The sequence below is a fragment of the Mesorhizobium sp. WSM4829 genome (assembly GCF_055811475.1).
On sequence record NZ_JBVVQJ010000042.1, the window covers coordinates 1 to 12954 of the forward strand.

Annotated in this window: 4 protein-coding genes and 1 pseudogene; 1 reads left to right on the forward strand and 4 read right to left on the reverse strand. The window is 59.9% G+C overall.

Features of this window, described 5'->3' with window-relative positions; all coding sequences use genetic code 11:
- Window positions 1–63: 63 nt before the first annotated feature.
- The 4 genes and pseudogenes from AC0L17_RS28740 to AC0L17_RS28755 form a co-directional block, all read right to left on the reverse strand.
- Window positions 64–361, reverse strand: a pseudogene (locus tag AC0L17_RS28740) (IS66 family transposase); the annotation flags it as partial.
- Between the two features lie 127 nt (window positions 362–488).
- Entirely contained in the window at window positions 489–7649 is a 7161-nt protein-coding gene (locus AC0L17_RS28745; RefSeq protein ID WP_473518257.1) for a Ulp1 family isopeptidase, read from the reverse strand.
- Window positions 7650–7724: 75 nt separating this feature from the next.
- Entirely contained in the window at window positions 7725–9470 is a 1746-nt protein-coding gene (gene virD4 / locus AC0L17_RS28750) for a type IV secretion system ATPase VirD4 (protein ID WP_473518258.1), read from the reverse strand.
- A gap of 246 nt (window positions 9471–9716) precedes the next feature.
- On the reverse strand, window positions 9717–10583 hold the full coding sequence (locus AC0L17_RS28755) for a hypothetical protein (RefSeq protein ID WP_473518259.1): 867 nt from the start codon (window positions 10581–10583) through the stop codon (window positions 9717–9719).
- Between the two features lie 1282 nt (window positions 10584–11865).
- Between AC0L17_RS28755 and AC0L17_RS28760 the strand changes: the two genes are divergently transcribed.
- Window positions 11866–12009, forward strand: a complete 144-nt coding sequence (locus AC0L17_RS28760) for a hypothetical protein (protein WP_473479330.1) — start codon at window positions 11866–11868, stop codon at window positions 12007–12009.
- Window positions 12010–12954 lie beyond the last annotated feature (945 nt).

Below are 12954 nucleotides of genomic sequence, written 5' to 3' on the forward strand. Positions count from 1 at the left end.
CCGAAATACGGGTGCCAACGGTAATGGACCTCGATCTCCTGCCCAACATGGGCAGAATGACCCCGAGATGGCGATCGAACGGATTGAGCGCTCGACGGTGTTGCTATCGATCTCGATACGGCCGTCGTCAAGGAAGCGCGAGAGGCCTTCCCAGCGTGAGAGCGTGTAGCGGATTGCCTCGGCGAGCTTGGTCTTCTGACTGATCAGGCCGAGCTTTTCGCGCAGTAAGGTTCAAGATCGGCGACAATAGCGCGGCTATTTTCCTGACGCATCGCACGGCGTTCATTGGCCGATCGGCCGCGGATATCGTCCTCGATCTTGAGGTCGGCGATCGTCTCAGCTCCTGGCTGGCGATCGGCGAGTTCCAGGCCTACAGTCGCCTGCCAACAGTGCCAGCCTGATCAATTACGGCGAGAGCTACCGGTCCGGAGATCGCATCAGCCTCTCCGTCGCCAAAGAGCTGTTCTGCTTCATCCCGGCCATCGAGCTCAACGCCCTGCGTCGGAGCGCTCTCTGCTTCTGGAGGAAGCCATGAGGTCCGCTCGGGCTTGATCGGAGGCTTGCCTGATGGGCGTCGTGGTTGCTTCGCTCGCCTGCCGCCCCGTGGCGAGGGTTTGCGGATTATCGGTCCTCTGCCTCTTCGCCGGTCTCAACAGCGCTGTGTAGTGTTCAGTGTTTATGATGACGCCCCCGGTGTTGCTCCTGTCAGGTGTACTCGTCAGCTCGTGCTGGGCCTCGCGCGACTTGCTCAAGTGCTGGTCAAACGGCGCTGGCGCGACTTGTCGGGCTTGCTGCTCTTGCAACACGGCTTGTTGCGACCCGGCTGCTGCAAAAGCTTCCGCGGGGATTGCGGCAAGCTCGTGCGGCAAGCGGCCCTGCCTCAGTCGGTTTTGCAGCGCCTGCCGGTCGGCAACGAGGTCGTCGAGGTGCAGCGGCCGCTGCCGTTCCGGCCACTCTTGGTTCGCCAATCTCTGAACCAGCGCGCGCGTGCCATCCACCACGAAGACGCCGCAATCAACACCGTTGTTCTGCTGCGCCATGACGGGTGTCACCAGGGTGGTCGCGTCCAGTCTTGTTGCGAGCTCTATTGCAGGCGCGTTGTTGTATCCCCGTCCATAGCTCTGATGGATGGAGTCGTAGTGATAGGCGACCGTTCTTTCCGGGTCGCGGCGATCAACGAGCAGCAGCGACCAATGCTCAGTGCGTCCCTCGTTCTCCGCCGTAGCCATAGGATTGCCACTGTTCACCGGCAGGAACACGAAGTCGGCTGGGGCGTCGTTTTGATGGTAGATCGACAGCAACCTACCTTGCACGTCCCCGTCGTGACGGCGCAGTTGCTGGGAGACCAAGGGATCCACCAGCCTTGTTCGGGCGGCGAGCGCTGGGTGGGCCGCCTGCAGGTACTGCTCCAGCAACTGGTAATCCCTGTGGATATGGACGTCGTCCAGCAGGTCGGTGGCCCCGAGAACCGCCCCCCGGGGGAGGTTAGACGAGCCTGACGGAAGCGTTCCGATCCGTGCATCGGAAGAGGTGGTCAGATCGACCAACGGAACACCGCGATAGGTGTCTGACAGCCTCGCGGTCGCTGGCGAGACGGGTCCTGGAGCCCTTGCCGGTACTGCTGCCGCTGCAGATGCACTCATCGGACCGCGATCGACGAGCCAAAAGTCGTTGCGCCCTTCTGGCCTCTCGGCGGCGTAGCCCTGACCTTTAATCTCGTAGTTCCATTGCGGCTTTTCCGCATCCGGCACGAGGTCATGGCGGTCCAAGAAAGAGAGCATCGCGTCTGGGGCGTGTTGAGTCCCATGGGGAAAGCCTTTGGGGACGGTGAATGAGACGTTTATGGAGTTCTCGATCGTAGCGGGGGGTGCCTCAGACCTTGCGAAGGGCGCGGCCTCCGCATGCAGCCTTCCGATGTATTCGGACCTTGTCCCTTGAACCGATAGCCCTTCCAATGGCAACTGCTGCCTGGGAGGCTGCATCGGCACGCGGCCGGCTGAATTGCCGATTTCGCTCAGCGGCGGCTGAATGGCGGCGGCTTGCGGCGTATTCAGGGCCCTCTGCCTCTCCGCTGGCCGCAACAGCGCCGTCGAATGTTCATTGTTGATGATGAACCGCTCGGGTGGCAGGAGGTTGCCCCGGTCAAGCGCATCCGGCCAGGGCCGGTGTTGGCTGGCAGCTAACGCTGGCGGGGCGGCGGCATCAACTCCGGCGTGCCCAGAGCCGGCCGCCGCGAAAGCGTCCGTCACGCTTCTGTCTGACGCAGACTCCATATCGCGAACCCGTCCCAACGCCCAGCGGAGATTGCGGCTGCCTGGAAGCAACGTCTCGGCGAATTTCATCCGTGAATCATGATCCAGCCTAGAGATCGTCAGGCCCCGACTCTCCAGCGCTTCAGAAAATCTGCGAAGACTACGACCATAGACAACACGGGAGGTTGAGGCCAAGCTGCTGTCACTGGCCACTTGTTCCAAGACCTGCGCGTCTGCCTTTGAGGGCACCGGCACTCGCCGCCGGCCAGGCGCCGAATAGCCCGGCTCATGATACGCACGCAGGACGTTCAATGCCGTCTTTATATCACCGTTTTTCGGAAAGAAAGCATCGACGTGATCGACCAGGGATTGGTGATTTTTTAGATCAGTCGCTTGGCCGCGAGCGCCGAGATCATTCGCCAATTGGCGAAGTGCAGACGTGTATATTCGGACCGTGCTCTCGCTATATTTTTGCTGAACCGCAGCGTGAGTGATCGCCCGATCAATAAGGTCCCGGTGTTCGTCGGACAGATGGGGATAGCGGGTAGCACGGGCGCCACTCGCGACAGGTTCGGCTCGGCGCGGCTCGGCCACGTGCTGCTCAAAGCCCGCTTGCCGGGCCTGGCCCGCAACCGGCAAGAGGTCATGGCGGTCCAAGGAAGAGAGCATCGCGTCTGGGACGGCTTGAGTCCCATGGGAGAAGTCTTTGGGGACGGCGAATGAGACGTTTATGGAGTTCTCGATGGCAGCGGGGGGTGCCTCAGACCTTGCGAAGGGCGCGGCCTCCGCATGCAGCCTTCCGATGTGTTCGGACCCTGTCCCTTGAACAGGTACCCCTTCCAATGGCAATTCACCCAACTGCTGCATGGGGGGCTGCATCGGCACGCGGCCGCCTGAATTACCGATTTCGCTCAGCGGCTGCTGAATGGCGGTGGCTTGCGGCGTATTCAGGGCCCTCTGCCTCTCCGCTGGCCGCAACAGCGCTGCGTAATGTTCAGTGTTGATGATGACGCCCCCGGTGTTGCTCCTGTCAAGTGTACGCGTCAGCTCGTCATGGGCCTCGCGCGACTTGCTCAAGTGCTGGTCAAACGGCGCTGGCGCGACTTGTCGGGCTTGCTGCTCTTGCAAGACGGCGTGTTGCACCTGCGACCCGGCTGCTCCAAAAGCTTCCGCGGGGATTGCGGCAAGCTCGTGCGGCAAGCGGCCCTGCCTCAGTCGGTTTTGCAGCGCCTGCCGATCGGCGACGAGGTTGTCGAGGTGCAGCGGCCGCTGCCGTTCCGGCCACTCTTGGTTCGCCAATCTCTGAACCAGCGCGCGCGTGCCGTCCACCACGAAGACGCCGCAATCAACACCGTTGTTCTGCTGCGCCATGACGGGTGTCACCACGGTGGTCGCGTCCAGTCTTGCTGCGAGCTCTCGTGCAGGCGCGTCATTGTATCCCCGTCGATAGCTCTGATGGATGGAGTCGTAGTGATAGGCGACCGCTCTTTCCGGGTCGCGGCGATCTACGAGCAGCAGCGACCAATGCTCGTTGCGTCCCTCATTCTCCGCCGTAGCCATAGGATTGCCACTGTTCACCGGCAGGAACACGAAGTCGGCTGCGACGTCGTTTTGATGATAGATGGACAGCACCGTATGTTGCGCGTCTCGGTCGTGACGGCGCAGTTGCTGGGAGACCAAGGGATCCACCAGCCGCGTTCGGGCGGCGAGCGCTGGATCGGCCTGCTGCAACTGCTGCTGGAGGAATTCGTAATCCCTCTGGATATGGGCGTCGCTCAGCAGTTCGGTGGCCCCGAGCACCGCCCCCGCGGGAAGGTTGGACGAACCTGACGGAAGCGCTGCGATCTGTGCATCGGAGGAGGTGGTCAGATCGACCAACGGAACACCGCGATAGGTGTCTGACAGCCTGGCGGTCGCAGGCAAGCCGTGTGCTGGAGCCCTTGCCGGTACTGCCGCCGCTGCAGCTTCCCTCATCGCACCGCGATGGACAAGCCAAACGTCGTTGCCTCCTTCTGGCCTCCGGGCGGTGTAGCCGTGACCTTTAATCTCGTAGTTCCATTCCGGCTTGTCCGCGTCCGGCAAGAGGCCCTGGTGATCCAGGAAAGGGAGCATCGCTTCTGGGACGCGTTGAGTCCCATGGGAGAAACCTTTGGGGACGGCGAATGAGATGTTTATGAAGTCCTCGAGCGCAGCGGGGGTCGCCTCAGACCTTGCGGAGGGCGCGGCCTCCGCATGCAGCCTTCGGATATGTTCGGCCCCTGTGCCTTGAACGGGTACCCCTGCCAATGGCAATTCACCCAACTGCTGCATGGGGGGCTGCATCGGCACGCGGCCGCCTGAATTGCCGATTTCGCTCGGCGGCTGCTGAATGGCGGCGGCTTGCGGGGCCCACTGCCTCTCCGCTGGCCGCAACGGCGCCGTCGAATGTTCATTGTTGACGATGAACCGCTCGGGTGGCGGGAGGTTGCCCTGGTCAAGCGCATCCGGCGAGGGCCGGATCTGCTGTTGGCTAGCAGCTAACGCTGGCGGGGCGGCCTCAACTCCGGCGTGCCCAGAGCCGGCCGCTGCCAAAGCGTCCGCCACGATCCTGTCTGACGCGGGCTTCGCATCGCGAACCCGTCCCAACGCCAAGCGGAGATAACGATTGCCTGGAAACAACCCCTCGGCGAGTTTGATCCGCGAATCATGATCCAGCCCAGAGATCGTCTGGCCCTGACTCTCAAGCGCCTTAGAAAAATTGCGAAGATTACGACCATAGATAAGACGGGTGGTTAAGGCCAAGCTGCTGTCACTGGTCACTTGTTCCAAGACATGCGCGTCTGCCTTTGAGGGCGCCGTCACTGGCCACCGGCCAGTCGCTGAATAGCCCGGCTCATGATACGCACGCAGGACGTTCAACGCCGGCTTTATGTCCTTGTTTTGCGGAAAGAAAGTATCGACGTGATCGACCAGGGATTGGTGATTTTTTAGATCAGTCGCTTGGCCACGAGCGCCGAGATCATTCGCCAATCGGCGAAGCGCAGACGAGTATATTCCGAGCGTCGGCGCGCTATGGTGTTGCTGAGCCGCAGCGTGGGCGATCGCCTTATCAATCACGTCCCGGTGTTCGTCCGACAGATGGGGATAGCGGGTAGCAGAAGTCGCTGAATAGCCCGGCTCATGATAGGCACGGAGGGCGTTCAACGCCCTCTTTATTTCCTCCTTATTCGGAAGAAAAGCATCGACGTGATCGACCAGGGATTGGTGATTTTTTAGGTCAGTCGCTTGGCCACGAGCGCCGAGATCATTTGCCAATCGGCGAAGTGCATACCTGTATTTTAGGACCGTGCTCTCGCTATATTTTTGCTGAGCCGCAACGTGGGCGATCGCCTTATCAATAAGGTCCCGGTGTTCGTCGGAAAGATGGGGATAGCCGGTAGCACGGGCGCCACTCGCGACAGGATCGGCTCGGCGCGGCTCGGCCACGTGCGGCTCAAAGCCCGCTTGCCGGGCCTGGCCCGCATTCGGCAAGGGGTCGTGGCGGTCCACGAAAGGGAGCATCGCGTCTGGGACGCGGTGAGTCCCATGAGAGAAGCCTTTGGGGACGGCGAATGGAACGGGTGGCAGGTGGTTGCCCTGGTCAAGCGCATCCGGCCAGGGCCGGTGTTGGCTGGCAGCTAACGCTGGCGGGGCGGCGGCCTCAACTCCGGCGTGCCCAGAGCCGGCCGCTGCGAAAGCGTCCGTCACGCTTCTGTCTGACGCGGACTCCATATCGCGAACCCGTTGCAGCGCCAAGCGGAGATAGGGGTGGCCTGGAAACAACGTCTCGGCGAATTTGATCCGCGAATCGTGATCCAGCCCAGAGATCGTCTGGCCCCGACTCTCAAGCTCCTCAGAAAATCTGCGAAGACTACGACCATAGACAGCACGGGTGGTTGAGGCCAACCTGCTGTCATTGGTCACTTGTTCCAAGACATACGCGTCTGCCTTTGAGGGCACCGTCACTGGCCACCGGCCAGTCGCTGAATAGCCCGGCTCATGATAAGCACGCAGGACCTTCAACGCCGGCTTTATATCCTTAATATCATTGTTTTTCGGAAAGAAAGCATCGACGTGATCGACCAGGGATTGGTGATTTTTTAGATCAGTCGCTTGGCCGCGAGCGCCGAGATCATTCGCCAATCGGCGAAGCGCAGACGAGTATATTCGAAGCGTCTCCGCGCTATGGTGTTGCTGAGCCGCAGCGTGGCCGATCGCCTTATCAATAACGTCTCGGTGTTCGTCGGACAGATGGGGATAGCGGGTAGCAGGGGCGCCAGCAGTCGCTGAATAGCCCGGCTCATGATACGCACGCAGGACGTTCAACGCCCTCTTCATATCATCGTTTTTCGGAAAGAAAGCATCGACGTGATCGACCAGGGATTGGTGATTTTTTAGATCAGTCGCTTGGCCACGAGCGCCGAGATCATTGGCCAATCGGCGAAGTGCATACGTGTATTTTCGGACCGTGCTCTCGCTATATTTTTGCTGAGCCGCAACGTGAGTGATCGCCTTATCAATAACGTCCCGGTGTTCGCCGGAGAGATGGGGATAGCCGGTAGCGCGGGCGCCATTCGCGACAGGATCGGCTCGGCGCGGCTCGGCCACGTGCTGCTCAAAGCCCACTTGCCGGGCCTGGCCCGCATCCGGCAAGGAGCCATGGCGGTCCAAGAAAGAGAGCATCGCGTCTGGGACTTGAGTCCCATGGGAGAAGCCTTTGGGGACGGCGAATGAGACGTTTATGGAGTTCTCGATGGCAGCGGGGGGCTCAGCCCTTGCGGAGGGCGCGGCCTCCGCATGCAGCCTTCCGATGTGTTCGGACCATGTCCCTTGAACAGGTACCCCTTCCAATGGCAACTGCTGCCTGGGAGGCTGCATCGGCACGCGGCCGGCTGAATTGCCGATTTCGCTCAGCGGCGGCTGAATGGCGGCGGCTTGCGGCGTATTCAGGGCCCTCTGCCTCTCCGCTGGCCGCAACAGCGCTGTGTAATGTTCATCGTTGATGATCACCCACTCGGGTGGCAGGTGGTTGCCCTGGTCAAGCGCATCCGGCGAGGGCCGGATCTGCTGTTGGCTGGCAGCTAACGCTGGAGGGGCGGCGGCCTCAACTCCGGCGTACCCAGAGCCGGCCGCTGCGAAAGCGTCCGCCACGATGCTGTTGAGGTCACCCCGTCCAGCGGGCATGCCTGGGTCGCTGAAAAGAGACGAGGCGGCTTGATCATCCTGCCGTCGCTCAAGCCCTGCGCTCAATTGTTCTAGTCGCAGAACCTCTTCTGGATTGGTTGGCGACTCGTCAGCTTGATCGAACAGCCTCCGGGCCTCGGCAAGGTGCTGCTCATCGCCCACTTGCCGTGCCTGGTCCGATTGCCCCTCTTCCAAGCCGGCGTCCTGCACCTGTGACAAAGCTGATACCCGGGATGGGTTACTATTTCGCGGGTCCACACTAGCCTCACATCAAACTGTATCGTCAAAGTTCTGCGCCAATCCACGCAGTTCCTGATCGGGTTGAGATTCTGCCGAGAGCCCCTCGTCTGCTTTCACCAAGGGTGCCGGCTCCGGGAGGGCGCCTGTCTGGCTTTCGAAGATGCGTTTAAGTATGCGGTCCGAAAAATATCGCACCTTCCTCAATTGCAATGGTGGCAGACCTTTGATGAGAACGATCTCGTACTCGTCATTAAGTAGCCGCACCTGTTCGGGACGCAACAGCGGTGCACCCTGATGTGAATTCTGGATGTTCCAATCGAACGTGCGCGCCTGGCTGTAGGAAATCGATTGGGCTTGAAACGTGTATTCACCGATAGCTTTGGAAATGTAGTTCGGAGTCTCGTCATCGGCAGTGGCCATGAACACTTGCAGGCCGGTATTGCTGAGAAAATTCTGCTTGCCAGCCTCGCCATAAGCCCCCGTCAGTGCGGAGAGGCTCTGGATGATGAGCATGAAGCGACCCTTGTAGCCCGCGATGGTCGTAATTGCGGTCTCGATCGCCTCCAGCTTACCCAAGTGCTTGAACTCATCGAGCAGAAAGAGAACCTCGTTCTTTTCATCCCGGCGGGGCAGCGACCGCTGCAGAATTGAAACGATTTGCTGAAAAAACAAGCGTATCAAAGGCGCGATCACCTCAAGATCGTTCGGACCAACACAAAGATAGATGCACGTTCTGCGACGGCGAAGATCATAGACCGAAAAGTCCGAGCGACTTGTAGCTGCCTTTACAGCGGGATCCGCCCACAAATTGAGCCCGCCATCGCCGAGCACGGAAGTGTAGGAGGTCAGGATTTTCGTGTCGTTCCCCGCCATGTCGTCGAATATGCGTTGTGCCTCTTTGTTCTGGGTCTCCATGGCGAGTCGCGCGAAGAGCTTAAACTTCTCCCCCGGCTGGGCGAAGAGATCATAGACGGCGCCGATTGTTGGCGTGCCCCGCTCGATGCAGGCAAGGATCCCCGCGACAAAGATATCTCGCGCGCCGCTGACGAAACCTTCCGCGCCCTCCCCCTTCGCCGTAATCAGGTTTGCGGCCAAGCGGCGGGCTTCGGTGAATTGCAGCTGTGGAGGCAGCGCTATAAGATCCAACAGCGGATTGTAGCAGTTTGTGCGCCGCTCCGAATCCAGCGGCGCGAATTTGAACACCTCGTCGCCTGCGGCTTTGCGCGCCCTCGAGGTGAGCTCAAAGAGCTCCCCTTTGACATCCAGAGCTATCACTGAGCCTTTGAATGTAAGTAGCGTTGGAATGACTATGCCGACGCCCTTGCCAGCACGGGTCGGTGCAACGATAAGGCTGTGAGGCTGCTCGCCATTGGTCAGGTAGTAGCCAGGCCAGAAAGGGCCACTCGTCTTCCCAAATACCGGGCCTGTCACGCCACGGTATCGTCGCAGATATCCGGTGCGTCGCATTTCATCCACTCGAGCCCAACGAGCCGTCCCGTGGTGTTCGAGCTTGTGGCGTAATACGATCCGCTGAATCAGCAAGACGACCGCGGACGTCGAGAGCAAGATAGCTGCGCCCCGATAGAAGACGGGGGTTGCGAAACCCAGATAGAAGGGGGTCTCAAACCAAAAGGCACGGACGTCAAACGTCATCAAAGCCTCGCCGCTACCCCCGTGGCGGAACGTTGCGTACAGACTTGCCGCGCAGAAGCCCAAGGCGAGCGAGCACGCGATGCTAACGGCTATGTTAGGGGGCGTCGTTTTTGTTGAGGGCATTGTTCCATTGCCGGATTAGCCGTAGCTAGTGCTGCGCTTGCTTCAGACACCGAACCGACGTCGCGCGATGTCGCCGCTCGACAGATCGATGCCGCAGCGGGTGGTGCGATGCTTGCATCGACCACCCGGCAGACGTGGTTTTTGAAAGTTACACCAGGCAGGTACGTCAACGGACAGCGAATTGGAAACGGCAAGGCCGTGAACGGAATTCGGGAGAGAAGGCGTCACTGTACCATGGCCGAGACCTCAACGGCCCGAGCGATCTCTGCTTCTGGAGGCAGCCATCAGGTCGTCTCGAGCGTGACTGAAGTCCTGGTTAATGGCCTGACCGACTAGACCACCCCGCTGCAGCTGTTCATAGGAGATTTGCGCGCTTGTCGCACGGACTGCAGCCTCAAGACCTGCTATATGGCCGTCCAGATTCGCATTCCGTTCCGCTGCTGCATACCGCGGCGGAGGCATGTTCTGCAACAGACCATGCAGGTGGGGAAGTGAGCTAGCTTGCGCCTGTTGATTTGCGTCTAATTCATGATACACGGCGATAATGGCATTTTGTGCGTTCTCCTTGACCATGTGGTGATTATGAGGATCAGCCGCCAATTCAATGGCCTGCTCAAAAATGCGGGATTTATTTGCGTCATTAAACTTACCGAAGTTTTGTGAAGCGTAAAGAGCTCCGAGAGCTTGCTCCGGTGGCTCCATGTTGCCAATGCGATTAACAACAGCATCTTGCATCTGTGGCGTTATGTAATTGGCTATACTACTGACCGCTCTGACTTGCTCCAATGCGACGTTATCCGGCTGGTACCCCAATCCGTCTGTCAATTTCCGGGCCAGCTCCATGGCTGATTGTCCGAGCTGATTGGCCCGCCTTTCAAATTTCGCGAGGTCAGTTTCTGGCCCGGGTTGAGTGCCCCGAACGGCTGTCCGCGCTTGCGTCCCGAGGTCTTTGAAGCCCCCAAGATTTCGTGCTGTATCGCGCGGGTTAGCGGTTACCAGCCGTTCTGCTACCTCGCTTAATGCCCCCTCTGGAAGGGACAGGATGTTGCTGGGTTCCCTGCCGCCTTGGGATGAACTTGCAGCTGCGCGTGCCCGTTTGTTATCGCGATCCATGCTCGGTCTCCAAAGTCGCTATTCTACGCAATGAGGTTACCACCGAAGCTTGACCTGCTGAACAGATATGATGTTACAGTTGTAGTCTGGCAGAGGGTTCCCAGCTCTGTGGGTCTGCCAAGAGCCCGCCTGAGCCAAGGAAAATCTGATGAGGCTGGCATCAAATGCGATGAGTGGGGTCTGCCCGAGGGCATGAATGGCACGCCGTCGCCGACTCTTTCACCTCCCCCTTCCGGTTCCTTGCAAGAGCCCGGCATGAGATCCCCCGCAGCAGGTTCTCCTTTGGGCGCAGGCTTGCATGCTCGACGGTTTCGATGAGGACCATCGCCCACTCCGGCTGATCAGCCGCGGCCGAGCTGTCGTGCTCCCTCGGCAAGGAAATCAGTCGCGACCTGACCGGCAATTTGCGCCGCGCCGCGCCAATAGCATCGCTGTACCATGCCACCGCCAAGGCATTCCTGCCGCAGGCCACCCGTGGCAATCCCCCGGCCCAACCGGCGCCAGGCGAGGAGCAAAGGTCCGACGGCAAAAACGCGCGCGGGCGGGCAGCACGGCATCGCGCAATGCCGCTCCGTTCTCGACGCGGCCGCCTGTCGTCTATGTGCCGCGGTCGTCAGCACCAGCCCGCGGCGAGCCAACCGTCGGCTGGGCGATCGCGACGTCTTCAATGCCTTTGTTCCGGGGTTTTCTCAACGGGAGTCGCCTGGCGCAGCCACCTCGGAAAGGACGGCATACTTCAGCGCCACCTTGACCGGGTGCAATTGCCGCGCGGCTTTGCGCCCCAACCGCATTGATGCAGGCCCGCCATCGACTAACTTGCTTTGGCTGCAATCCCCTCGACTCACAGAAACCTTTCCCCAAAGACGGTCGGTTTCTCGCGCTCCTGTCCGGGGCCAACTGTGGATGGTCCTACGATCGGGTCAAAAGAGTTCGATGGATGAGGGTGCAAGTGGCGCCGACGCGCTCTGCTTGTCAGACGCCATTGGTATTACCGCGGGAATGCAGCCATCCTGACACCATGCCTGTTTTTGGGCAATTCAACGTGTTGCGTCTTTTGCCGATGCCCCCGCCTCTCGTCGCCGAGTCAGCTCTGGCTTGCGTGGTCGCGACCGAAGACCTCAAGACAGTGTCGACTTTGCAACAATGTCAGAGGTCCGACTGACACGGGCGGCCCACAACCGTGCAGTTGAAAGCTTTTCTCTTTTGGCACGCTTGATGCAGCAGATGATCCTAAACTTGCGCGGAACCGCGATAGACCGAGAGGGGAATCCCAGGAATGAACATGACAGGCATCATTGCGTCGGTCGCTGTCGACTTTGTCTGTCTGCCAGCGGTTGGAACAGATGGATCCTACAAAGCGGCATTTCACGTCCTGGGCGAACCCGATGCGGAGAGCAACATGGCGGTCAGCGTTTTTCACGTGTGAAAGCCTGTGACGCGGTTCGAACTTAGTTCGACCGCAACCTATGGGAACAGGGAGCCGATCTGCAGCCAGAGCCAAGGCACAGTGACCGAGATCTACCACGATCACTGCAACATCGACGAGATCGTTGGATCATCAGGCACAGTTGAGGACACCAACTATGATGGGAGCATCGACAGCGGCGACGGGTAGGCAAGCCTGCTTAGCGACCAGCATCAGGTTGCTACTTCGAAGGAGCCTCTCACATCGAAGGCATCGTAGAGCCGGCCAGAGTTGCCTCTCGCCTGAAGCCGAGGCGCGCGTCAAACCATTGTCGCCGTGCAGGTCTTTGCCGCCCTGTGCAATTTGGGAGACCACGCATCAATGAAGCGGATCAGCTTGCTTCTGATGAGCGCATTTCGGGGTTCGGACCTGTGTCCCTCATGAAGAGAGTGGTTCGATCCGGCACAGACCCTTGGGCGGGGGGGCTTGGTTGAGCCGGTGCCGGACCGAACCGTCTCAGGCAACGCCGGCTATGTCGAGGGATATTGCGGCAACTTCGTGGCCAAAACGTGGGGGTAATGTGTCGTGGATTCAACGATTCCAACACGCGCGTTGCAAACGTGACTGGAAGTTTAAGAAACCGCGCAGCGCCGCTGAGTTTGTCGGGAGTTCTGCACGTGGGCGGCTAGCTTGGCTGTAAAATAGCCGCCCGATCAGGCGTCGGATTCAGGAAGGGAAAAACTCGCAATGTTGTTTCCGCGGGGCGCCGGGCGACATACAAGCCAGCCGGTGTCGCCCGGCCACATAGAATTCGACCATCTCCTTCGAAGGGCTCACAACAGAAAAACGTGTGTATCAGGACATTCGGATCCGAAGCAGAAGTCATGCGCTTCAATCTTGCGGACTGACGCAATGGCCCGGCGATTTTTCATGACCGGGCAAGGCCGTTCCGTTTGTCGGCGATGC